This window comes from Maritalea myrionectae DSM 19524 (assembly GCF_000423365.1).
In the GTDB taxonomy this organism is placed as follows: domain Bacteria; phylum Pseudomonadota; class Alphaproteobacteria; order Rhizobiales; family Devosiaceae; genus Maritalea; species Maritalea myrionectae.
This window is the reverse complement of record NZ_AUHV01000002.1, coordinates 888,272-911,487: the sequence shown is the minus strand read 5'-3', so window position 1 is coordinate 911,487 and position 23,216 is coordinate 888,272. Positions and strand designations below refer to the sequence as shown.

Annotated in this window: 19 protein-coding genes; 11 read left to right on the top strand and 8 right to left on the bottom strand. The window is 51.8% G+C overall.

From position 1 onward, the window contains the following. Positions 1–5 precede the first annotated feature (5 nt). Together G549_RS0104715 and G549_RS0104710 are read right to left on the bottom strand one after the other, a co-directional pair. Complete coding sequence (locus tag G549_RS0104715) at positions 6–431, bottom strand: response regulator (RefSeq protein ID WP_246778334.1); 426 nt, start codon at positions 429–431, stop codon at positions 6–8. A gap of 6 nt (positions 432–437) precedes the next feature. After that, complete coding sequence (locus G549_RS0104710; protein WP_027834056.1) at positions 438–3,518, bottom strand: CHASE domain-containing protein; 3,081 nt, start codon at positions 3,516–3,518, stop codon at positions 438–440. A 251-nt stretch (positions 3,519–3,769) separates the two neighbouring features. On the opposite strand from G549_RS0104710, the gene G549_RS19060 reads away from it, so the two are divergent. The 9 genes from G549_RS19060 (at position 3,770) to G549_RS0104660 (ending at position 14,899) form a co-directional block, all read left to right on the top strand. Then, positions 3,770–4,159 (top strand): response regulator, encoded by a 390-nt coding sequence (locus tag G549_RS19060; protein ID WP_051213367.1) that lies wholly within the window; start codon positions 3,770–3,772, stop codon positions 4,157–4,159. Positions 4,160–4,724: 565 nt separating this feature from the next. After that, positions 4,725–6,953 (top strand): NosR/NirI family protein, encoded by a 2,229-nt coding sequence (locus G549_RS0104695; RefSeq protein WP_036220998.1) that lies wholly within the window; start codon positions 4,725–4,727, stop codon positions 6,951–6,953. A gap of 1 nt (position 6,954) precedes the next feature. Next, positions 6,955–8,868, top strand: a complete 1,914-nt coding sequence (nosZ, locus tag G549_RS0104690) for a TAT-dependent nitrous-oxide reductase (protein ID WP_027834053.1) — start codon at positions 6,955–6,957, stop codon at positions 8,866–8,868. A 12-nt stretch (positions 8,869–8,880) separates the two neighbouring features. Beyond that, on the top strand, positions 8,881–10,140 hold the full coding sequence (locus G549_RS0104685) for a nitrous oxide reductase family maturation protein NosD (protein ID WP_210162394.1): 1,260 nt from the start codon (positions 8,881–8,883) through the stop codon (positions 10,138–10,140). Next, entirely contained in the window at positions 10,141–11,040 is a 900-nt protein-coding gene (locus G549_RS0104680; protein ID WP_027834051.1) for an ABC transporter ATP-binding protein, read from the top strand. Then, positions 11,037–11,858 (top strand): ABC transporter permease, encoded by an 822-nt coding sequence (locus G549_RS0104675; protein WP_027834050.1) that lies wholly within the window; start codon positions 11,037–11,039, stop codon positions 11,856–11,858. Before G549_RS0104680 ends, G549_RS0104675 begins: the two co-directional genes overlap by 4 nt. After that, positions 11,855–12,394, top strand: coding sequence for a nitrous oxide reductase accessory protein NosL (locus tag G549_RS0104670; protein ID WP_036220995.1), 540 nt, complete (start codon positions 11,855–11,857; stop codon positions 12,392–12,394). Before G549_RS0104675 ends, G549_RS0104670 begins: the two co-directional genes overlap by 4 nt. After that, positions 12,391–13,302 carry an FAD:protein FMN transferase gene (locus tag G549_RS0104665; RefSeq protein ID WP_027834048.1) on the top strand — a complete coding sequence of 304 codons (912 nt, stop codon included), beginning with the start codon at positions 12,391–12,393 and terminating at the stop codon, positions 13,300–13,302. The genes G549_RS0104670 and G549_RS0104665 overlap by 4 nt, the downstream gene beginning before the upstream one ends. 175 nt (positions 13,303–13,477) lie before the next feature. After that, positions 13,478–14,899 (top strand): Nramp family divalent metal transporter, encoded by a 1,422-nt coding sequence (locus G549_RS0104660; RefSeq protein ID WP_169449604.1) that lies wholly within the window; start codon positions 13,478–13,480, stop codon positions 14,897–14,899. On the opposite strand, the gene G549_RS0104655 is transcribed toward G549_RS0104660, so the two are convergent. The 6 genes from G549_RS0104655 to G549_RS0104630 form a co-directional block, all read right to left on the bottom strand. After that, positions 14,864–15,898 (bottom strand): serine hydrolase domain-containing protein, encoded by a 1,035-nt coding sequence (locus G549_RS0104655; protein WP_027834046.1) that lies wholly within the window; start codon positions 15,896–15,898, stop codon positions 14,864–14,866. The two genes, G549_RS0104660 and G549_RS0104655, sit on opposite strands and share 36 nt — an antisense overlap. A 6-nt stretch (positions 15,899–15,904) precedes the next feature. After that, entirely contained in the window at positions 15,905–16,744 is an 840-nt protein-coding gene (locus G549_RS0104650) for a carbohydrate ABC transporter permease (protein WP_051213365.1), read from the bottom strand. Then, positions 16,744–17,709 carry a carbohydrate ABC transporter permease gene (locus tag G549_RS0104645; protein ID WP_084633974.1) on the bottom strand — a complete coding sequence of 322 codons (966 nt, stop codon included), beginning with the start codon at positions 17,707–17,709 and terminating at the stop codon, positions 16,744–16,746. The genes G549_RS0104650 and G549_RS0104645 overlap by 1 nt, the downstream gene beginning before the upstream one ends. A 4-nt stretch (positions 17,710–17,713) precedes the next feature. Then, the gene (locus G549_RS0104640; protein WP_027834043.1) at positions 17,714–18,805 is read right to left on the bottom strand and encodes an ABC transporter ATP-binding protein; all 1,092 of its coding nucleotides are present in this window, start codon (positions 18,803–18,805) and stop codon (positions 17,714–17,716) included. Positions 18,806–18,909: 104 nt separating this feature from the next. Further along, positions 18,910–20,133 carry an extracellular solute-binding protein gene (locus G549_RS0104635; protein WP_027834042.1) on the bottom strand — a complete coding sequence of 408 codons (1,224 nt, stop codon included), beginning with the start codon at positions 20,131–20,133 and terminating at the stop codon, positions 18,910–18,912. Positions 20,134–20,355: 222 nt separating this feature from the next. After that, the gene (locus G549_RS0104630) at positions 20,356–21,207 is read right to left on the bottom strand and encodes a MurR/RpiR family transcriptional regulator (RefSeq protein ID WP_051213363.1); all 852 of its coding nucleotides are present in this window, start codon (positions 21,205–21,207) and stop codon (positions 20,356–20,358) included. A gap of 106 nt (positions 21,208–21,313) precedes the next feature. Here G549_RS0104630 and murQ point away from each other — a divergent pair, with 106 nt between their 5' ends. Continuing rightward, on the top strand, positions 21,314–22,264 hold the full coding sequence (gene murQ, locus G549_RS0104625; RefSeq protein ID WP_051213362.1) for an N-acetylmuramic acid 6-phosphate etherase: 951 nt from the start codon (positions 21,314–21,316) through the stop codon (positions 22,262–22,264). 6 nt (positions 22,265–22,270) lie between these two features. Next, complete coding sequence (locus G549_RS19050; RefSeq protein WP_051213360.1) at positions 22,271–23,149, top strand: glucosamine kinase nucleotide-binding domain-containing protein; 879 nt, start codon at positions 22,271–22,273, stop codon at positions 23,147–23,149. Positions 23,150–23,216 lie beyond the last annotated feature (67 nt).

Genomic DNA, 23,216 nt, shown 5'->3' with positions numbered 1-23,216 from the left:
ACCACCTATTCGGTTTTCTTGTGCTGCAATTGAAGATCAAGAATGCCTTGGACCTGATCAGATAATGTCATCGGATCAAATGGTTTGGAGATGACTTGTTTTGCCCCCATGGCCAGGTAGGCTTCAACTTCGGAGGGTTGAACCCGCGCGGTCATGAACACGATGGGCAAGTCAGTACAATTCGGCAACTCCTTGATGGCCTTCAATGTCGCAGGGCCGCCCATATTGGGCATCATGACGTCCAACAACACCAAATCAGGCTGGAAGTTGCGCAATACATCCAGTGCTTCCGGACCGCTATTGCAAACCGTTACCTCAAAGCCACCAATCGCTTCGAGCGAGGTTTGCGCAATGCTCAAAATATCGTGTTCATCGTCAACACATAAGATATGCCCTTTTGGGCCTACGCTTTGTTGAGCTGCATTCATCATTTTGATCTAACCAGCCTTACGGATGGATTCTCCATCTTCATTTTCATGGGCTGCCAGTTTGAACTCGACCCAGAAAACAGTTTCCACATTCGGTTCGGATGTATAACCAATCCTGCCGTCCATTTGTTCAACCAACTGCTTGGAGATCATCAGTCCAAGACCTGTCCCGCTTTTCTCTCTGGTTGTCGAAGAGTCAGCTTGCGCGAATTTGGTAAAAATTCGGTTCCGAAATTCATCGGAAATGCCAATACCATTGTCGCTAACGCTGATCCTTGCATAATCACCATTTTGGTCCGCACGCACTTTAACCGTGCCGCCAGCGGGCGAAAACTTAATGGCATTGGAAATAAAGTTGGACAGCACCTGGTTGAAGCGCCATTTGTCGACATTGATGTATAGTCCAGAATCGACAGCCTCAAGCTTCAGATCTGCCTCGAACGTTGCGGCATAGGATCTGTTGTCTTCAACGATTTGCGGCAAAAGTTCATTCAGTTGCACATTTGCGATTTCATAATGCATGCCGCCATTGCCCAGTTTCTCCATATCCAAGATGTCGTTCACAAGGGCAATCAGCCGTGTGCTGTTGCGCTGTGCGATGGTGAGAAGGCCGTGCACCTTGGGAGATATTTCTTCCTTAAATGCCCCTAAAATTAGCGATAGTGAGCCAGAAATTGAAGTGATTGGGGTGCGCAGTTCGTGGCTGACCGTGGCAATGAACTCGTTCTTGATGCGCTCAGTCTTTTTGCGTTCAGTCAAATTGATCATCTGTTTGATGAAATATTTGATGGACCCGTCCGCATTGTAAACCGGGGAGACATGTTGTTCGACCCATATGGTCTGGCCAGACTTTGTGATCAATCGCTTCTCAACAACAAAATTCTGTGCGGACCCATTCGCCAGGGACAATAATTGTTCGGCATCAACATCCATATCGTCGGGGTGAGCCAAAAGTATCGAAGGGTCTTGCAGCTCTTCCATCGAATATTCGAGCATGTCGTTGGCGGTCTTGTTCATATGAATCAGCTCGCGTTGCGGCGAGATCGACAGGGCTGCAATGGGCGCATTTTCCAGGGTTTGTCGGAACGTTCTTTCGCTCAGCTCCAATGCGCGCTGCGCCTCAACTTGCTCTGTGATGTCACGCACACTTGCCACATAACGGCGCACATCATCCAAATCGAACGCGCTTGCGCCCAGCTCCATCGGGAAGGTGCTTTTGTCTTTACGGACGCCGGTAATGGTGATGCCATTGGCCATGCCATTTTCTTCCAACCAACGGCTTTCGCCTTCAAGATAGGCTTTCATTTTGCTGTGGTCACGTTTGAGCAAAAGCGTGTGAAAAGGTTTGCCAATGACATCGGCAGCGGCGTAGCCAAATATGTGCTCTGCAGATGGATTAAACGCCAGAATGCGACCACCGGCTGAAATCTCAACGATCCCATCCACAACCGTGTCCAGCACCGCTTGTAGTCCCCCGCGTGCCTTGTTGATTTCTCTGGTTTTGCGATCAACTTCGGTTTGAATGCTGGCGGCACGATGCGCAATGGAGACGAGCATAAGCCCCAACAGGCCACCAATCACAATGCCGGTAATCAGGATCAGTTCTGCCTGAAAATCGATCGTGGAGGCTTCAAACGATTTTGTGCTGGTCCACTCGATCGTCCAATCCTGCTGCATGACGTTAAAGGTCCGCACTTTTTTAAAGTGCGGTGGCTCGGCCGCTTTTGCGTCCTGTGTCTCACTTTCAGCATAGATCAATTGGTTCTTATTTGTGGTGGCCCCATCGTAAATGCTGACATTGAATTGCTGACCTTGACTGGCAGTCAAATCACCAAGCAGATTTTTGCCGATGAAAGGCGCATAGACCCAGCCCTGCAAGTCGGTTTCCGGGTTGGTCAGCTCATCAAATACACCGGTTGAATAAATCGGGTAGAGCAACAAGAAGCCCGGGGTTTTCGCTGCATCCTGCACCAGTAGAATGCGCTGTGTAATGGCAGACTTTCCGGTTGTTGCTGCCAGATCAGCCGCCGTTCGGCGGTTGGTTTCAAATGCGATATTAAGGCCAACAGCTGGGCCGTTGATTTCCACGGGTTCGATGAATGTGATCACATAGTGGGTGTCGTGATCCACTTCCGGATGAGACCTGAAGTCGGGCATGCCGGACGAGCGCTCGTTCGCGATATAGCGCTCCAAATCGTCAACATCAACGCGCCCAATATAGCCAATGCCGTTGATGCCGGGATAGCGGTTGACGACATCCAACGCACTTACATATTGGCGCCATTCGGCACGATTGACCTCCTCAGACGCATAAAAAAGGCCGGCTCCACCAAGAATGGCGTCTTCATACGACAATAGGCGGTTCTTGAGCGCCTTTTCACTTTCTTCAGTGAGGGCATCAAAACGAGCGGTGTTCTTTTCAAACTGGCTGGTGCTTGTGGCATGCCATGCAAAAACCGTGGCTGCAAAAATCGCGAACACCAAAACGGCGATGGCCAAATATTCGCGTCGATTGCGCGTTCGATTTGTTTCCCGGAAAAATTCCAGCTGAACCTTTCCGATAATGAGTGGGAAGAGAGCGATGATGCCCAAGGTGTTGCTGGCAAAGATTTTTAGCGTTGCTAATAGAATGGAATCTGATGTGCCACCCAAAAAACTGACAATGATCCACGCAATGGCAAGGGAAAGTGCGATGCACCCAACCACAGCAATTATGACAGGCTGGACTTTGTGGGTGGCAAATATGCCACCGGTTTTGACCATAAAATAGCGTTGTATGACATTAGAAACGATTGCGGCAAAGGCCATGGAACTTGCCGCAATCAGCAGCACAATGGCCGGCTTGAGGTTTGGGCCGCCAATCCAATCAAGCAATAAAAAATACCCAGATGTGCCGACCAGCATGCCGATCAAGAGGGCAATCGCACATCGTTTTTGGCACGTTAGAAACATCCACGTGGCGATGCCTGTAGGTATCCAGATAAGGGGTATATTTTCGTAATGTGCGGTAAGATAGAGACTTGCGACCACGCCCAATGCCATCAGGATGGCACCAAAAAGCGTTTTTTTCCGGTTCGAAATCATATTCATATGCGCCGACCATTTCAAAAAGACATAACTGGGCGCACATAAAAAGCGAGCCGCATTATACTATTGGGCTCAGAAATGATTTCATTCAGGTTAACATGAGTAGATACAATTATATTTAAGATTAAATTATACCTAGTTAGTATAATATCCTATTTACTTTAATTTTATGAACAATGGGTTTGTAACAATATGTTTTTAAGCTGAGATTATGATCAGTGAGTATTGAGTGCAAAAACCCGACGAGATTTCAGATGGAAACAGTTTTATTGATCGACGATGATGACCAGATTATCGACTTTCTCACGCCGCTTCTGCAGGAAGAGGGCTTTCGCGTTCTAAGCTGTGCCGATGGCGAAGCTGGCCTGAATCTGCTGAAAACAACAACGCCTGATCTCATCGTGGTTGATGCCATGATGCCGCGCATTGATGGTTATCAGTTTCTATGGCATCTGAATGCGTCACCACAAACTGCTGATATTCCAACGATGATGCTGACCTCACGCGCCAACGCGTCCGATGTTAGCTACGGCAAGTCCTTAGGCGCAGATGTCTATCTCACCAAGCCTTTCCAAGGCAGGGAAGTAATTGCTTGCCTGAACTATCTGCGCGTGGTGTCGCAAGAGGCGCGTAAAACCGTTTAAACCTGGCCAACGTCCCAGTGCAACTTTCCGTTTTCGCGTGTCCCGAAATGTGACAGGCACGATCGCTAATCCACAAATCTGTCGCCTTACTTGATCTAGCGCAAAGACCAACGCCCCACCAAGGCGTATTTGACAACTGTAACTAAAAAAGGTTGTCCATGTACGCTTCACGCCCAAAAACCAGCTGGAAGACATTGTGCAAGGCGTTGTACGCGCTATGTGCAGATTTTTTGCTGGCATGTGCGGTAGTGTTCTTGTTGGCCCAACCCTTTGCGGCGCAGGCAGCTCCCTTGCTAGCGGTTATTTGTGATTCACAGTCTGCACTTGTCGTTGCGGTCGATGGTGACCAGGACACCCCATGTCCCGACTGCGCCAGTTGCGCAATTTGCCTTGCCGACTCCGAGCAATTTGGCGGCTTCCCGCCTGAAGGCGCAATGCATTTTCTAACTGTTGCTGCCAACTCTTCCGCCCCGTTTCGATTCCAAACCATCAAAACACCAGCGCCAATCCACAATCAAATGCTGCGAGGACCGCCCGCCAGTACTTGTGATGCACGAGTTTTCTCATGAGCAAATCAAATATTCTTTCCCGCCTTTTATTCCTGCTATCAACGTTAGCGTTGGGTCTTATCCTAAGCGTTTCTACAGCTTCAGCGCAGACCAACCGCCCCGTCCTTGAAAAATTCCTGTCCAAGACTGACGTTCAGCTTTTTGCGCCTGATGCGTCCGGATATGGCGACATTCAGCAAGACCTGCCCGTCGCGCCGATCTATCAGGACCAAGACCTGATTGGCTATGCCTTCGTCACTTCAGATTTCGTCGGCACCACTGGCTATTCCGGCAAACCCATTCACGTTATGGCCGCCATCGACCTTGAGGGTAAATTGCTCGGCGCTGAGTTGGTTGAACACTCTGAACCAATCGTTTTGATCGGCATTCCAGACAGCAAAATCAAAAAGCTCACTGCAAGTTACAAAGGCCTTGATGTCGTTCAGGAAGCGGCTCAAGGGGGATCAGCCCACGAGCTCGACATCATTTCTGGCGCGACGGTGACCATCATGATCATCGACGACTCAATTGTGCGTTCGGCCATTAAGGTGGCACGCGCATTGGGCTTGGGTGGTCTGTCCACTGAAGCGAAGGACAATAGCCCGCAGCGCGAGTTGAATGACGATGAAAGTCTTGTGTCTGACTGGCAAACCATGTCCGGCGATGGCTCCATCCGTCGCCTGACCTTGGATGTTGGTCAAATCAATGAGGCCTTCGTGCAGGCGGGCGATCCACGCGCGATTGAGCGGCCCATCGAAAAAGACCCCGAAACCACGTTCATCGATATGCACGCCGCTTTGGTGTCTGCCCCCAGCATTGGCCTCAGCCTTTTGGGCGAGGCCGAATATGGCAATTTGCAATCCTGGCTGGATGAAGGTGAACATGCAATTCTGATCGCGGGACGTGGCCTTTATTCCTTTAAAGGCTCTGGTTACGTGCGCGGCGGCATTTTTGACCGTATCCAGCTCATTCAGGGCGACATTTCCGTCCGCTTTCACGATAAAAACCATCGTCGGCTCGGCGAAATCGCAGCGGATGGTGCGCCCAGCTTTACGGAGTTGGATATTTTTAGAATTCCGGCAAACGCCGAGTTTGATCCCGCCAAACCGTGGCGGTTGCAATTGCTGGCCCACCGCGAAGTCGGCCCGGTTGAAAAGACCTTTTTGACCTTCGATCTCGGCTATAAATTGCCAGAGCAATATTTGAAGCCTTTGCCTAAAGTTGCACCAGTCGCCTCAGCGGTTGACACCAACGATGATGATGCTGCCCGCGCCGCATTGTGGCAACGAATCTGGCGCGACAAGCAATTTGAAATCACCGTGCTTGGCGTCATGTTGGCGGTGCTCACAGCAACCTTCTTCTTCCAAAAACAATTCACCCGGAATGCGCGGTTCTTCTACTGGTTCCGCATGAGTTTTCTGGTGGTCACGCTGGTGTTTTTGGGCTGGGGACAAAACGCGCAGCTTTCCATCGTCAACCTGATGGCCTTGGGTGCAAGTTTGCAAAGCGGCTTCAGTTGGGATGCATTTTTGCTCGACCCGCTTGTGTTTATTCTGTGGTTCTCAGTTGCGGCCGCACTGCTGTTTTGGGGACGCGGCGCATTTTGCGGATGGCTATGCCCCTTCGGCGCCTTGCAAGAAATCACCAACCAGATCGCGCGCTTTTTCAAAGTACCTCAGTGGGAACTGCCCTGGGGCCTACATGAGCGGCTTTGGCCGCTGAAATATATGATCTTTCTAGGTCTATTCGGTTTGTCGCTCGTCTCCATTCCGATGGCGGAGCAATATGCCGAAATCGAACCCTTCAAAACAGCAATCATTTTGAAGTTTGATCGCGCATGGCCATTCGTGGTGTTCGCCACGGTGCTGTTGGGCGCTGGCCTGTTCATTGAGCGTTTTTATTGCCGCTATCTCTGCCCGTTGGGCGCGGCACTGGCCATTCCAGGCCGTATCCGGATGTTTGATTGGCTCAAGCGCTACAAAGAATGCGGCAACCCCTGCCAAACCTGTGCAAACGAATGTTTTGTGCAAGCGATCCACCCAACTGGGGAAATCAACCCGAATGAATGTCTGTCCTGCTTGCACTGCCAAGTGCTCTATCAGGACGACCAGAAATGTCCCGTCTGCATCAAACAACGAAAAGGACGCGAGCGTCGCTCAGCAAATGACACGGCATCAAAGGCGGCAATGGAAGCCCTGCTGAGTAAAAAAAATCCACCGCAAGGCATTAGCAAAAAGGAGAGCTAACATGTCTGACAATAAAGTAAAATCAGCTGGGATTTCCCGTCGGGAACTTCTCACAGGCACAGGTGCCGGCGCGTTTTTAGCTGGCGCTTTGGCAACCACTGGTGGTGCCGCACTTATGGCAACACCTGCGGCAGCAGCGGAAAATGACCATACGCTGGCTCCGGGTGAGCTGGACGAATATTACGGCTTTTGGTCTTCCGGCCAAACAGGCGAATTGCGCATTATGGGCATGCCTTCCATGCGTGAATTGATGCGGGTACCCGTATTCAATCGCTGTTCCGCAACCGGTTGGGGCCAAACCAACGAGTCATTGAAAATTTTGACTGAAGGTTTGACCGACGAAACCAAACAATTCTTGGCCGATTCCGGCATGAAAACATATGACAATGGTGACCTTCACCACCCTCATATGTCTTTCACTGACGGCACCTATGACGGTCGCTACATTTTCATGAACGACAAAGCCAACACACGGGTTGCTCGTGTGCGCGTTGACGTGATGAAGTGTGACAAGATCATTGAGATCCCGAACGCACATGACATTCACGGCATGCGCCCTCAAAAATACCCACGTACTGGCTATGTGTTTGCCAACTCAGAGCATGAAGCACCTTTGGTGAATGACGGCTCTACAATGCATGACGTTTCCACCTACACAAACATCTTCTCAGCCATCGATGGCGACGAAATGAAGGTGTCTTGGCAGGTGATGGTTTCCGGCAACCTTGATAACACCGACTGTGACTATCAAGGCAAATATGCCTTCTCAACATCTTACAACTCAGAAATGGGCATGAACCTTGCCGAAATGACTGAGAGCGAGATGGACCATGTTGTTGTGTTCAACATCAAGGAAATCGAAAAAGGCGTCGCCAATGGTGATGTGGAAGTGTTGAATGGCGTGCCTATTATTGATGGTCGTAAAGGCTCCAATAAGAAATACACACGCTATATTCCAATTCCAAACAGCCCACACGGCATCAACACTGCACCTGACAAACGTCACGTTTGTGTTGCTGGCAAATTGTCACCAACTGTATCTGTGATCGATGTGACCAAATTGGACGCATTGTTTGAAGAAGATATCGATCCACGTTCATGCATTGTTGCAGAACCACAATTGGGTCTTGGCCCTCTTCACACAGCGTTTGATGGCAAAGGCAACGCCTTCACAACATTGTTCTTGGACAGCCAAGTGGTCAAATGGAACATTGAAGACGCTGTGCGCGCTTACGCGGGTGAAGATGTTGATCCAATCATCTCAAAAGTTGATGTGGCTTATCAGCCTGGACACAACTCAACATCCATGGGTGAAACAGCAGAAGCTGATGGCAAATGGCTCATCTCTTTGAACAAGTTCTCAAAAGACCGTTTCTTGAACGTTGGTCCGCTGAAACCTGAAAATGAGCAACTGATTGACATCAGCTCTGATGAGATGAAGGTCGTTCACGATGGCCCAACTTTCGCAGAGCCACACGACTGTATCATTGTGCACCGGTCAAAAGTGAATCCAAACGCTGTTTGGGATCGCAATGATCCAATGTTCGATGATGCCAAAGCGCAAGCTGCGGCCGATGGCGTGGTGTTGGAAGATGGTCACGACACCGTTATTCGCGACGGCAACAAGGTTCGCGTCTACATGTTCTCCGTGGCCCCGGCCTTCTCATTGGAGAGCTTCACCGTCAAACAGGGTGATGAAGTCACTGTGTATGTCACCAACCTCGATGAGATTGATGATTTGACCCACGGCTTCTGCCTGTCTAACCACAATGTGGCGATGGAAGTTGCTCCACAAGCTACAGCGTCTGTTACATTCATTGCAGGGCGTCCAGGTGTGCATTGGTTCTATTGCCAATGGTTCTGCCACGCGCTGCACATGGAAATGCGCGGCCGTATGTTTGTTGAGCCCAAATAAGGATTGTCGGACATGATGCTTCGCCTTCTTGCTTGTCTACTATTGCTATTGAACGTGGCCACCGCCATGGCCCGCGATTGGCAAGTGACGCCTGAAGGTGAGGCATTGTCCGTCATCCTCGAAAAAGCGGAGGCGGGCGATTATGTCCGCCTCGCGCCAGGCACCTATGCAGGGCCGATTCAGATTGACGTGCCTTTGGTTCTGGATGGGCAAGGGAAAGCCCACATCAAAGGCAACGAAACCGGTTCGGTGATTGTCGTCAACGCCACAGACGTTACCGTGCGCGGCATCAAGGTCACGGGCTCTGGTTCCGATGGCCAAAATCGGGATTCTGGTATCGTCACGGCCCAAAGTGCAGATCGAGCGCTCATCGAAAACAATGTGCTGCTCGGCAACCTCGTCGGCATCGATGTTCACGGCACCAAGGATGCTATGGTGCGGGCGAACAAGATTGAGGGCCGGCTCGACCACCGCATGAATGAGCGGGGCAATGGTGTTTATGTCTGGAACGCACCGGGCTCGAAGGTCGTGGGCAACGATATTCGCTATGGCCGCGACGGCATTTTCGTCAACACCTCAAAACAGAACGAATTCATTGGCAATCGCATGCGCGATCTGCGGTTTGCCATCCACTATATGCACGCGAACAAATCTGTCGTGCGCAACAATATCTCCCTCGGCAATCACCTTGGCTATGCAATTATGTATTCTGATGATGTGGTGATTGAGGGGAACCTGTCGCGCAATGACCGCGATCACGGCATCATGCTCAATTACACCAACAAAAGCACCATCCTCACCAACCGCATCGAGCAGGGCGGCGAAAAATGTGTGTTCATCTATAATGCCCACAAGAACAGTTTTCGCGGCAATCTGTTTTCACAATGCCAGATCGGCGTGCATTTCACCGCCGGGTCCGAGCGCAATAGCATTGTTGAAAATGCCTTTGTCGGCAATCGAACTCAGGTGAAATATGTCGGATCAAAATGGCTCGATTGGAGCGTCGACGGCAAGGGTAATTATTGGTCTGATCACGCCGCCTACGATCTGGACGGCAACGGCATTGCCGACGCGGCCTACCGCCCAAACGATATTATGGACCACGTTTTATGGACGCAGCCTATGGCAAAATCGCTGTTGGGCTCGCCCGCTGTTCAATTGATCCGGTGGTCCCAATCCGCTTTTCCCGCTCTGCTGCCCGGGGGCGTAGTGGATCGTCATCCGCTCATGCAACCGGTCCAGCCTGAAATCCCTGAATGGGAGGAATTTTAAATGACTGCTCTCAATATCCAACATGTTGTCAAACGTCACGGAGATCTGGAAACCGTTTCAGACGTTTCGCTTACCGTTGAAGCGGGGGAACGTGTTGCGTTGCTTGGCCACAATGGGGCGGGCAAAACCACCATCATCAAAATGGTGCTGGGCCTGATGCCGATCAGCCAAGGCACGATTGATGTGCTTGGCAATCATCCCGGTTCGGCTGCAGCCCGTCGGCAAACCGGATATCTGCCGGAAAGTGTTGCCTTTCATGGCGCCTTAACAGGGCGCGAGCAGCTGCACCATTTCGCGCGATTAAAATCAGTGCCATTGAAGCAAGCGGATGATTTGCTGGATCGCGTTGGTCTGGGGCACGCAGCGGATCGTCGGATCAGCACGTACTCAAAAGGTATGCGGCAGCGCATTGGTTTGGCACAAGTTGTGCTGGGCCAGCCGAAATTGGCGATTTTGGATGAACCAACCAGTGGTTTAGATCCGGTCAGCCGCCATGAATTCTATGATATTGTCGAAGAGATGGCGCACAATGGGTCAGCGGTTATGCTGTCGTCTCACGCACTTACTGAATTGGAATTGCGCACGGACCGCATCGCAATCCTGTCGCAAGGCCAGTTGGTCGCCAATGATAGTTTGCAACAATTGCGCGAGCGCGCCAGCCTGCCGATCAGGTTTAAAGTCACTGCGTCCACCGACACAATTGAAAGCGTCAGCGATAAGCTCGGCGGCACGCGCGTCAATTGCCAGTCCGTGGAGTTGATGTGCCGCCCCGACGAGAAAATCGGCGTTTTGTCTGCCATCACCGCGTTGGGGCCAGTGGTCAAAGATGTCGATGTGACGCCCGCCAGTCTGGAAGAGCTTTATCGACATTTCTCTCGAATTGAGGAGAAATCATCATGACATCAATCTTGTCGATTGCACGTTTAGAATTGCTGATTGCACGCCGCAACCTTTGGGTCGCCACGGCTATTGTTTTGATGGCCACCTTCAATGTGGTGCTGACCATAGCTGGCAACGCGCCCACAGGCGTGTTGGGCGCTGGGCCGATGACTGTGTCCATCACCTCCATTACAACGCTGTCCGTTTATTTGATGCCACTGATCGGGCTGCTTTTGTCGTTTGATGCCATATCCGGCGAAGCAGAACGCGGCACATTGACCCTTAGCCTGTCCTATCCATTATCGCGGGCAGAAATCTTGTTGGGCAAGTTTTTCGCACACCTACTGGTGCTCGGCGTGGCTGTGGCCATCGGCCTTAGCATCACCGCCGCAATCATCGCCTTTCGTCACGAAGTTGCTGCCACCGAGTGGCGCGCTCTGATCGTGCTCTATTTCACCTCATTGGCTCTGGGGGCCACTTTTCTGGGCCTCGGCTACACCATTTCAGCGCTTGTCAAACAAACCGGGGCTGCGTCCGGCGTCGCCATCGCCTTATGGTTGATCGCTGTGGTGCTTTATGATCTGGGCTTGCTCGGCGCGTTGGTCGCTGATGCAGGCGGCACCTTTACCAAAACCATTTTCCCTTACGCCTTGGTGGCCAATCCAGCCGATGCATTTCGGCTGCTGAACATGCCTGATCAATCCGTCAACATGTTGTCCTCCGGCCTGGGCGCAGCAAGTAGTGCGACAGGGCTGGGCGGCCAACTTGCATCTTTACTGGTGTGGCCAATTGCGGCCCTCTTGTTTGCGCTTCTAGCCTTCAGAAAGGTCGAGCCATGATCCACGCGAAAAAACTAATCATTATTGCCAGCGCAGCGCTTGTGCTGGCGGGTTGCGCAAGTGAAGCTGCCGTGACGCCAACCCCTGAACCCATCGCTTTGACAGCAGAAGCGGCGGGGCATTATTGCCAAATGATTATTTTGGATCACGAAGGGCCAAAGGCCCAAATGTACCTGGCGGGCATGGAGAACCCCTTGTGGTTCTCGCAAGTGCGCGACGGTCTCGCCTATGTAAAGTCACCCGAGCAATCAGCGGAAATTGTGGTGATGTATGTGAACGATATGGGCAAAGCCAAAAATTGGTCCGAACCAGGTGAAGACAATTGGATTCGCGCGGACGAAGCCTTCTATGTGGTGGGGTCTGACGCCCTCGGGGGCATGGGCGCACCAGAACTTGTGCCCTTTGCTGAGGAGGACGCGGCGCTTGCCTTCGCCAATTTGCGCGGTGGGGAAGTACGCCATTTGCAAGACATAACACAAGACCACGTGCTCGCCCCTGTAGATCATGACGAGACAAACGAAGAGGTTAGCCAATGATCACTCGACGCCGGATGATTTCTATTTTGGCGGGAGCTGCCGCATTGCCGCTAATCGGGCAGGGTGCTCGCGCCTCAACCTATAAATGGAGTGGTGTTGCACTTGGGGCCAATGCCAACATTATTCTCGACCATGACGACGCAAAAGCACTCACCCAAAAGGCGCTGCTGGAAATTGCGCGGTTGGAAAAGGTGTTTTCACTCTATCTGCCAGATAGCCAATTGGCGCGATTAAACCGAGACGGGGTGTTGGCGGATCCCGCCGTCGAATTGCTCGAACTGATCAATATTAGTGATCGTATTTACCGCGAGACGGCTGGCGTTTTCGATCCGTCGGTGCAGCCACTTTGGGCGCTGCATGCTCAAAAATATGCCAGGGGTGAACAGCCGACGCCAAACGAGATCGCCACCGCGCGTGCCAGATCAGGGTGGATGGGCGTTTCCGCATCGCCATCTCAGGTCGAGTTTTCAAAACCGGATATGGCATTGACCTTTAATGGTATCGCACAGGGATATATTGCCGACAAAGTTGCCGACTTGCTGCGGCAAGAGGGCGTCAAAAATGTGCTGGTCAATACCGGAGAAATCTCGGCCCAAGGCGTTGCTCCAAATGGTATGCCTTGGCCTGTTTCCTTGGCCTACAAAAATGAGCAGCTCAATCTGTCAAATGCGGCCATCGCAACATCCGCACCCAGCGGAACTGCGTTCGATCAAGGCGGCCAAGCCGGGCATATTCTGGATCCGCACACCGGCCAACCCGGCGGCATGTGGCAAAGCCTAAGCGTGGTCGACAAGTCGGCAGCGCGCGCAGATGGGCTTTCCACCGCATTTTGCCTGATGAGCCGAGCGAAAATTGAAGCCGTGCCTGGTGAACATAAGTTGATTTTTGGCGATCCCATTCTCACTTAGCCTGAACGAGGCTGGCCCCGTAGGCTTCAGATTTGGAACATTTCAGTAGGCGTCGCATTTAAACAATAGCTGCCGTCCGGGGGACGGCGGCTGCATCTTCGCGACAGTGCCCTGAAATTTTAAATCGACGTCCAGAGTCAAAGTGCCACAACAGCCCATTCAAATACGCTCATTTGTGCCAGAAGCACCACAAGGTAAAAACCGTGTCAAATGGTGGGGACCGGGTATCCTGTGGGCCATATCTTCAGTTGGGTCTGGTTCGATCTTATTCACACCGCGTATTGGCTCGGAATATGGCTACTCGTTCTTGTGGCTGTTGTTGATGGTGTGTTTTCTCATGTGGATTATGATCCGTGAGGCAGGACGCTTTTCGGTGGTCACCGGGCGTACCGTGCTCGATGGGTTTAGCACCTTGCCCGGCCCCCGCAACTGGGCTTTGTGGTTGATTTTCGTGCCACAATTATTTGCTGCTGCTGTCGGCGTGGCAGGGCTTTCTGGCTTGGCAGGTAGCGCCCTTAAGACTGTCTTGCCGGGCGGCTTGGTCTTGTGGTCGATCGCATTGCTCTGGGCTTCAGTCTTTCTTGTGGGGTTCGGGGGTTACAAATGGGTTTCCCGCGTGGCGCAGATTTTTGCGCTAATCATGGTTGTGGTGACCTTTTTGGCTGCCCTTCAATCAAAGCCTGATCTGCAAAGCTTCACCGCGGGCCTTGCCCCCAACATTCCTGACAATCTCGACATCCCTTTTATCTTGCCTTGGGTCGGCACCATACTCGCCGGGTCCATGGGGATCTTGTGGTATTCCTATTGGGTGGCCACCAAAGGTTATGGCGGTGCTGTGGGCGAGTTGCATAAGGGCGAAGATGTCGACGATGTTGAAGAGGAAGGCCGCTCCGAAAAGGACTATTATGCCGCGATAGATGGCTTGAAAGCCTGGATGCGTACCATGTCGAACACCGCGCTTATTGGCGTACTGATCGGCACATTGACCATCACCAGTTTTCTGGTGTTGGGCGTTGAACTGCTCAAGCCTGAAGGCATTGTGCCGTCGGGTGTGGATGTGGCGCTGCAACTCACAAAGCTTCTTTCTGAAATATGGGGATCACTCGGCTATTGGGTCATGATGATGGCGATTGTCGTTATTTTGGGCGGCAGTGTCATTGCCAATCAGGATGGCTGGGCTCGCTCCTTTGCCGACATCACTTTGCTTTTACCGCTCAGTGGTTACGAAAAAGGGGGCGATGAACAGGTCAAGGAAAAGGCGCCGCCGAAATGGATGCACCCCATGGTGTTTTGGCGTCCGTCCAAAATGGGATATCGGCAAGCGCTGAAAATCTTTTATCTCGTGAGCATTACCGGCGTAGCCTCAACCGCGCTGATCTTGGCCATTGGAGACCCGGTTAAAATCATGTCATTTTCCGGCATTATTGCGGCTGTGCACACGCCGTTTATCGTGTTTACCACCTTTGCGCTCAATCTCAATCTGCCCGAGGGCGTGCGCCCAAGACTGGTCACCAATGGGCTGATGGTTGCGGCGGGATTGTTTTACACCGTCTTTATGGTGCTATACGCCATAAACTTTTTTAGCGGTGGCATGTAATTCAGCACGGAATGTGCGCATCGCCTCAATTGTATCGCGGTACGACAGATAGACCCTGTTTGTGAGCGCGATCACAATCAGTTTGGAATGCGGCTCCATCCACAAAGACGTTCCGGTAAATCCGGTATGGCCGACAGCGCCGGGAAAAAACTGATCGCCACAACTGCAGCCCAAAATGTCGGGATCATTAAATTCAAAGCCGATTGTGCGTGGGGTAAGACCTGGACCGTTGCCGTTTTCAAAAATCAACGGATCTGCTGCATCTAGTAGTGCGCACGTCATTTTCTGTACGTCTGGCGCAGTTGAAAAGAGGCCCGCATTGCCCACCTTGCCGCCCAATCGGCGAGCGGTGCTGTCATTCACGACACCGCGGATAAATCCGCTGGACCGAATGGCAGGCACACTTGGCACAATTTCGGGCAAATGCGGCGCGGCTTCCAAAGGACTGAAGAAGGTGTGTTGTAGCTTTTGTGGCCCAGCAATACGCGCGGCAAAGGCTTCATCAAGCGACATATCGAGCACCTGCTCAATAATCCGCCCCAGCAACAAATAGCCAAGGCAAGAATAAATCACCTTTTTGCCCGGCGCATAGGCGAGGGGCATTCGATAGATCAATTGCCATGCGGCGTCAGCACTGTCTGCCTGTTTGGCCAAAGGGGCCTCTGCGGGCAAGCCGGCTTGGTGCAAGGCCAGTTGGCGTACGCTGATGGAAGTGTGCCGCCCGGCGATAAATTCGGGCAGATAATCGCTGACAGGGTCGTCTAATCCGATACGACCTTCCCGCACCAATTGCACCAGCAGATTGGCCGTGGCCAATGGTTTGGTGAGCGACGCAAGATCAAACATTGCGCCTTTCTTCAACGGGGCAATATCGCTCCCCTCCATAAAACCGAAGGCTTGATGAAAGCGTACTTTGTCCCCAGTTGCCACCAATATCTCCGCGCAGGGAAATGTGCCCTTAGCGATGTGGCGCTGCACCAAATCTTCAATCGTGGCCATGTTGTCCTACTTGATGGCCCCGGCCGTCATGCCTGCAATGAAGCGACGAGACTGCACAATAAACACCAACATGATCGGCAGGGCGGCAAGCGTCAGTCCGGCATAAAGCACGCCATAATTGACCGAATATTCGCCGAAGAATGCGGTCAACCCTTGCGCCAATGTTTTCCATTCGGGTGACTGGATAAAGATCAACGGGAAGAAGAAATCATTCCAAATCGGCACCGCATTATAAATGCCCGCAATCACCATCGCAGGGGTGATCAGGGGCACCATGATTTCCACCATAATGCGGAACTCGCTGGCCCCGTCCATGCGTGCACTATCCTCCAATTCAGAAGGCAACGAGCGTAAAAAGCCCGTCATGATAAACACGGTGGCGGGCAAAGACATGGCCGTGTAAATGCAAATCAGACCCAAAAGATTGTCCACCAATCCAAGGGCTTTAAGCTGAATAAACAGCGGGATAATCGCCAAGCGCAAAGGCAGCATAAGACCGCTCAAAAAGAACAGCGAAATCATGATATTGCCTTTGAACTTATAACGCGACAATGCATAGGCAGCCATGGTGCCCACCACCAGCAACACCAAAACCGACAAGCCGGTTACAATGGTGGAGTTGATAAAATAGCGTGGCACATTGGTTTGCGACCAGATCACCGCAAAATTGTCGAGACTAAAGCTTCGCGGCAGGCTGAATGGCGACGTGAAAATCTCCTTGTTCGTCTTGAAAGACGACAGGGCCATCATCAGGATCGGATAGAGCATAATAACGGCATTTGCACCGAGAAAAATATGCATCAACCAGCTGCCGAGATCACCGGGTTTTTTAATTACATTGGCCATTAGCTCAGCTCCACTTCGCGGCTGGTGAGATAGCGCGTGGCGATCGTCGAGAAGGTGAAAATGAAGATAAAGATCAGTACAGCAAGGGCGGAACCTGTGCCGAAATCTGAATTGCCCGCGCTCACAGAACCAAAGGCTGTACGATAGAACAGAAGGCCCAACATGTCGGTGGAATAGGAAGGCGAGCCTTCAAGACCACCCATAATATAGGGAATTTCAAACCAGTTGAACGAGCCAATAAAGGTCAACACCACAATGATGGTGACCGCAGGGGCCATCAACGGCCAAATGATGTCGCGGGCAATCATCCATTCGCTGGCGCCATCAAGCCGCGCCGCCTCAATCAAATCCTTTGGAATGCGGTGGATGGCAGCAAGAAACACTAGGGTTGGGAACCCCACCCAGTGCCAAGCATTTACCAAAATCATCGCGCCCAATGCCGTTTCAGGCAGGCCCAACCACGGCACAGCCCAGTCGCCCAACCCCACATTGCGCAGCAAAGTGTTCACCAAGCCAAAGATGGGGTTGAGGAACAATTTCCACTGGAAGCCAATAATCACCGTCGACAGGATCACCGGCAAAAAGAACGCAATTTGATAAAAGCGGTAGCCCTTAGGCTCACGCGCCAGGAATAGCGCGAGAATGAGTGCCAACCCGTTTTGAAACACCATGAGGGCGATAAACACTTTCACATTGTTGAAAAACGCATTGATCAAAAATTTGTTGTTGCGCGGGTCGAACAAAACCTCTTGGAAATTGCCCAAGCCGATAAATTCCCCGCGCACCAGCCCGTCCCATTCGTAAACCGAATACCAAATGGCCGAGGCCATCGGCAGGAACACGAAGGTCAGCAAAATCGCCATGGCGGGGAACAGCAAAAACGCCAGCCAGAGCTTGCGCATCTGGCGGCGTCGCACCACCGCATTGTCAAACGGGGTTTTGATAGATTTGGTAAGTTGTGCCATCCCTTTACCCCTCAAACTCGATGCGTTGCTCGTCCGGGCCAAACAGATGGCAGCTCTTCAAGTCAAAGCTCACATCAATCTGTTCGCCTGACTGCACGTCCAGATCGCCTGCGTGGTGGATGATCATGCTTTCCTCGATGGGCGAGCGCAAATAAACGTAAGTCTGTGCGCCCAGTCGCTCAACCGCTGTCGCGGTGCCGGCCATTGTGCCATGGCCGCCTGTGCCGGGTTGTAAATCTTCGGGCCGCACGCCGAGATCGACCTCATCGCCTTCTGCCAAATTGCTGTTTTGGGCAGTGAAGGTAAATTGCGCACCATTTTCCAGCTTCACTTCATAGGTGGCGTTGTTCACGCCAACCACCTGCCCATGGAAGAAGTTCATGGCAGGCGATCCGATAAAGCCCGCGACAAACTTGTTGGCTGGCTTGTTAAACAGTTCCAGCGGAGGGCCAACTTGCTCAATATTGCCCGCGCGCATCACCACAATTTTGTCGGCCATGGTCATGGCTTCCACCTGATCGTGGGTCACATAAATCATGGTCGACTGCAATTGCTTGTGTAGGTTCGTCAGCTCAAGGCGCATTTGCACCCGCAATTTCGCATCAAGGTTTGATAAAGGCTCATCAAACAAAAATACGCTTGGATCACGCACAATCGCGCGGCCGATCGCAACCCTTTGTCGCTGGCCGCCGGAAAGCGCCTTGGGCTTACGGTCCAGTAACTCAGTGAGCTGCAAGATCTCCGCCGCAGCATGCACCTTTTCTTCAATTTCTTGCTTGCTCTTTTTCGCAACTTTGAGCGCATAGGACATGTTTTGAAGCACATTCATGTGCGGATAAAGCGCGTAGGATTGGAACACCATCGCCAAGCCGCGCCGTGCAGGGGGCAAGTGGTCAATGCGTTCGCCATCAATATAAATTTCGCCGGAGCTAAGCTCCTCCAGCCCGGAAAGAAGGCGCAGCAATGTTGACTTGCCGCAGCCAGAGGGACCAACAAAAACGACAAACTCATTGTCCTGAACCGACAGGTTCGCGCCATGAATAACTTGTACACCGCCAAAGTCTTTGGTCACGTCGCGCAATTCAATTGTTGCCATGTTTCTGTTGCCCTAAATCTTGAATGGAATGAGGTGTGGCCGCTCTCAAAGCCTAGGCCAAATACCGAAGGGGACATATCCCCTTCGGTCGTGTTTATGTCGCCTTATTCGGCGCTTTTGATGCCTTCGCTGATGTCAGCAGCAACTTCTTCAGCAGACTTTTTGCCTGTGAACAATTCTTGCAAGCCGTTTTGCAGCAGCGTTGAACCCGTTGGTGTGTTGAAGCGGAATGCAACCAACATGATGTAAGGCGTTGCCTCTTCATGCATGGCGGAAACTTTCGCCAACATTGGATCAGAAATTTCGGCACCATCAACCGCAGGCACGTTGGCCAATTTGTCGGTCAACATTTGCGCGAAAGGCTGTGTTGCGGTGAACTGGATGAATTTCAGCGCAGCTTCTTTGTTTTCAGAAGCGGCATTCACGCCATAACCGCCATCGAGCCATGTGGCGACCATGCGCGGGCCACCTGCTTCAGCAGCAGGGCCAGGCATAATGTCAAAGTTCACGCCAGCATTTACAAAGGTTGGGATGTCAAATGAGCCACCCACAAACATCGCAGCTTGGCCAACATTGAACAATTGCTTCATGGTTGCGTAGTCAACGCCTTCATAACCTTGCGGCATGAATTCTTTCAGCGTTGAGAACTTTTCCAAAGCGTTTACAAAACGCTCGTCTTCAAAGTCCGTCGCACCTGATGTGACTTCGCCAAAGAAATCTTTGCCATAAAAGTTCGGCAAAAATGCACCAGACATAATTTCCATGGTCCATGCATCTGCAAGGCCGTTGGCCAATGGGATCACGCCAGCATCTTTAAACTTTTGTGATGCGGCCAAAAACTCGTCCCAAGTTTCAGGCAAAGCAACATCGTGCTCTTCAAACAAATCTTTATTGTAGAAAACAACGATGGTTTGCGACGCGAAAGGCACCGCATAAACATGGCCATCGGCCCGCAAAGTGGTGCCCAAAAGCTCATCTGCACTTAGAGCAGACAAATCGATCTGGCCATCCAATGGCTCCAAATAACCAGGCGCGGCAATCGCTTCCAGCGACCCATATGAGCGGGTGTGCATAATGTCTGGGCCCGCACCACCAGCCAGCGCAGTGGTCAAGATGGTGTTGTAGCTTGTGGCTTCATGCGCAGTGAACGTGACTTTAATGTCAGGGTTCTGCTCTTCGAAAGCTGCAATGATTTCATTGTAAGCTTTTACGTCTTCTTGTCTCCAAGACCAGAAGTCGAGTTCTGTTTGGGCCAGTGCTGTACCGGCATAGGCGAATGTCGCCACACCGAGTACCGCCATGCTGGCGATTTTACGAATTGATTTCATTTTTGGTTTCCTCCCTCAAAGTGAAAACTGGCGTTTAGGGGTGCCAAGAGTTGGGGTGAAGAGAATGGTCGAAAAGTAGGGTTAAACCTGGCGAAGTGATTTTTTATTCCAATCGCCCGCGCTGAACGCCCAGCTTTACGTCCCATTCTTCTTGTTAGGAATATTAAATTCTTATTTCATTATGTCAATAATAAAAAATCACTGACGGGCTGTTGGGAAAGATTATTTAATTCGATTAACCAGGGCCTGGCTGTCTTGTATCTTGCTGGGCATGTCCTCTGCCCGTTGGGCATGCAGAATGAAAAGGAGGTCTGTGATTGCCAATTGCGCCGTGCGCGTCGCGATGGAAGAGGAGCGGACAAGGTTTTCACTGGCCAGGCAACGCAAGCGCAGTTCATGGGCCATGGGTTCTATATTCGTGCCGGGACCAACCAGATAGAGCGTGGGAATACCATGTTGCCGAGCATATTCTGCCGCCACCAAGATCTCCTTGGTTTTACCAGAGTAAGAGATAAGGAACAGCAAATCATTTTCATCAAAGCGTGCCAAATTGGCCAAATGCACATGCGCATCATTGCCTTGCACGACAGCTTTGCCCAGTTTGGTCAATTTCGAGGCGAAGTCGGCCGCGACAAGTGCGGAGCCACCAACACCGAGAATGATAATTCGATTTGCCTCAACAAGCTTATCCACAGCTTGCGCCAATTGTTCGCTCGAATTGCCCCTTAGCGTCTCTGATAGTGCTGCAACTTTACTGTTGTACATTTTTTGCGCCACCTCGCTCAGCGGGTCGTCGCTAAAAATATCGCCGTGAATCTGTTCCGCATCTTGGGCGCGTGCGACGTCCGCGCTCAAAGCAATCTTAAGCGCTGGAAATCCAGATAGGCCGACTTTTTTGCAAAATTTAATAATGCTGGACTGGCTCACACCGCACTGCTGCGCCAAATCTTGCGAGGTCATGGTGGTGACCTTTGACGGCTCGTTCAAAATCCAATGGGCGATTCGCTGTTCATTTTGCGATAAATCCTCAACAATGGCATTTAGATGAGAGATCAGATTTTGGGCATTCTGCATATGCGACGTGCTTTCGTTTCTTGATGTTTTAACCGAAGCGTGCAAAAAGAACGGCAAAGAATAATAAATTCTTGACGTAAATTTTATAGGAATACATAATTCCAATATGACTGCTGACCATAACAAAACCGCCGAAGATAATCTATTGCTTCTATCGTCTACTCTTGAGGGGTTGGCGTCAGAAGGCAATAATGCCCGGTCTGAACGGCTTGATCAAATGTCTGCGCTGGATATCGCGAAAGTGATGAACAGCGAAGACCAAACTGTTGCAACGGCGGTCGAAAAGGTGCTTGAACCTATCGCCGCAGCTATTGATGCAGCGCACCATGCCCTCATATCTGGAGGGCGCATCATTTATGTCGGCGCAGGCACCAGTGGCCGCCTCGGCGTTTTGGATGCATCAGAAATTCCCCCCACATTTTCGGCATCCCCGAGCATGTTTCATGCGATTATTGCAGGCGGGGAAGCCGCGATTTTCGAGGCCCAGGAAGGCATCGAAGATGACCGAGAGCAAGGGGCACTAGACCTTGATGCGGCCAAAGTCGGCGAACATGACCTTGTGATTGGCCTCGCCGTTTCTGGCCGCACGCCTTATGTGTTGGCGGCACTGGACGAGGCGAAAAAGCGCGGTGCGGTCACTGTTGGTGTCTCGTGCAATACAGGCAGTGCTTTGGATCAGCAAGCCGACATCGCCATCACGCCAGAAGTTGGCCCGGAAATTCTGGCGGGATCAACACGCCTAAAATCTGGTACCGCGCAAAAAATGGTGCTCAATATGATTTCCACTGGGGCGATGGTGCGTTATGGCAAATGCTACCAAAACCGCATGGTTGATCTCAATGTCACCAATGAGAAATTGCGCGCGCGTGCGCTGAATCTTGTGCGTGAATTGACCGAGGCAGACAAAGAAGTTGCCTTGCGCGCCTTGGTGGCGGCCAATTGGGACGTTAAAGTGGCGATATTGATCTGCAAAACTGGCTTGGATGCGGCTGCGGCGCGTGCAAAAATCGACCAAGCAGGTGGACATTTACGTCAGGCGTTGGCAAAGGCAAAATAAAGCGGCATGAACAATATTCAATCTTGTTTGCTGTTGATCGATGGGGGCGGCAGCGGCGCACGGGCGCGGCTTTGCACTATCGACGGTGACGTGTTGGCCACGGGCAATGGTGGGCCAGCCAATTTAAGCACAGACTTTGCGGCCGCATCGGCCAACCTTCATGCTTTGGCCCAGTCAGTATATCAACAGGCGGGCCGGCCGACATCCTGCTGGTCGCAGGACTATGCCTATGTGGCGTTAGCCGGGGCAGGGGCCAGCACCAAACGACAAGACCTCATCAATTCATTCGGCTTTAAAAAAATGCAGCTGGCCACAGACGTAGATGTGACTTTGGCCGCCGCATTGGGCACCGAGCAGGATGGGTTGGTGGCGATGTTGGGCACCGGCTCATTTTTCGTCTGGCGCAATCAAGGCCAGGTGCGCCGGGTTGGCGGCTGGGGATTTATCCTGGGTGACGAGTGTGGTGGCGCGTGGTTGGGGCGTGAAATGCTGCGGGCGACGATCCACGCCTATGATGATGTGGGACCCAGAAGTGAGCTAACCGCTCAAATGTTGGACCGGTTCGAGGGAACGCCCAAAGCGATGGTGCCTTTTGCCCGCGACGCTCACGCTGCAGATTTTGCCAAACTCGCTCCGCTCCTGGTCGCAGCTTATGAAAAACAGGATAAAGTTGCGGTTGAAATTTTTGACCGCGCTGTCGCCATGCTGTGCGAAACGATCGGCGCTGCTGCTGACGTGCCGGGGCAACATTTATGCTTTTTGGGTGGGCTCGGTCCAACTTATCAAAAACTTATGCCAGCGGCCTATCAGGCGATTTGCCATGCTGCCAAAGGCACCGCGCTTGATGGGGCCTATTGGCTGGCACAAAAAGAATTTGCGCTCTAGGGCGATGAGCCTCGCGATGCGCGAGCGTCGAGCAGAAAATCCCTCAATCCAAATTTGACAAATTGTG

What these genes read in the sequence shown, in the direction of transcription:
- G549_RS0104670 (WP_036220995.1), top strand. Translation starts at nt 11,855, where the DNA reads ATGATCCACGCGAAAAAACTAATCATTATTGCCAGCGCAGCGCTTGTG.
- G549_RS0104685 (WP_210162394.1), top strand. Translation starts at nt 8,881, where the DNA reads ATGATGCTTCGCCTTCTTGCTTGTCTACTATTGCTATTGAACGTGGCC.
- G549_RS0104710 (WP_027834056.1), bottom strand. Translation starts at nt 3,518, where the DNA reads ATGAATATGATTTCGAACCGGAAAAAAACGCTTTTTGGTGCCATCCTG.
- nosZ (WP_027834053.1), top strand. Translation starts at nt 6,955, where the DNA reads ATGTCTGACAATAAAGTAAAATCAGCTGGGATTTCCCGTCGGGAACTT.
- G549_RS0104630 (WP_051213363.1), bottom strand. Translation starts at nt 21,207, where the DNA reads ATGCAGAATGCCCAAAATCTGATCTCTCATCTAAATGCCATTGTTGAG.
- G549_RS0104665 (WP_027834048.1), top strand. Translation starts at nt 12,391, where the DNA reads ATGATCACTCGACGCCGGATGATTTCTATTTTGGCGGGAGCTGCCGCA.
- G549_RS0104695 (WP_036220998.1), top strand. Translation starts at nt 4,725, where the DNA reads ATGAGCAAATCAAATATTCTTTCCCGCCTTTTATTCCTGCTATCAACG.
- G549_RS0104645 (WP_084633974.1), bottom strand. Translation starts at nt 17,709, where the DNA reads ATGGCACAACTTACCAAATCTATCAAAACCCCGTTTGACAATGCGGTG.
- G549_RS0104650 (WP_051213365.1), bottom strand. Translation starts at nt 16,744, where the DNA reads ATGGCCAATGTAATTAAAAAACCCGGTGATCTCGGCAGCTGGTTGATG.
- G549_RS0104675 (WP_027834050.1), top strand. Translation starts at nt 11,037, where the DNA reads ATGACATCAATCTTGTCGATTGCACGTTTAGAATTGCTGATTGCACGC.
- G549_RS0104655 (WP_027834046.1), bottom strand. Translation starts at nt 15,898, where the DNA reads ATGGCCACGATTGAAGATTTGGTGCAGCGCCACATCGCTAAGGGCACA.
- G549_RS0104715 (WP_246778334.1), bottom strand. Translation starts at nt 431, where the DNA reads ATGATGAATGCAGCTCAACAAAGCGTAGGCCCAAAAGGGCATATCTTA.
- G549_RS19050 (WP_051213360.1), top strand. Translation starts at nt 22,271, where the DNA reads ATGAACAATATTCAATCTTGTTTGCTGTTGATCGATGGGGGCGGCAGC.
- G549_RS0104640 (WP_027834043.1), bottom strand. Translation starts at nt 18,805, where the DNA reads ATGGCAACAATTGAATTGCGCGACGTGACCAAAGACTTTGGCGGTGTA.
- murQ (WP_051213362.1), top strand. Translation starts at nt 21,314, where the DNA reads ATGACTGCTGACCATAACAAAACCGCCGAAGATAATCTATTGCTTCTA.
- G549_RS0104680 (WP_027834051.1), top strand. Translation starts at nt 10,141, where the DNA reads ATGACTGCTCTCAATATCCAACATGTTGTCAAACGTCACGGAGATCTG.
- G549_RS0104635 (WP_027834042.1), bottom strand. Translation starts at nt 20,133, where the DNA reads ATGAAATCAATTCGTAAAATCGCCAGCATGGCGGTACTCGGTGTGGCG.
- G549_RS19060 (WP_051213367.1), top strand. Translation starts at nt 3,770, where the DNA reads ATGGAAACAGTTTTATTGATCGACGATGATGACCAGATTATCGACTTT.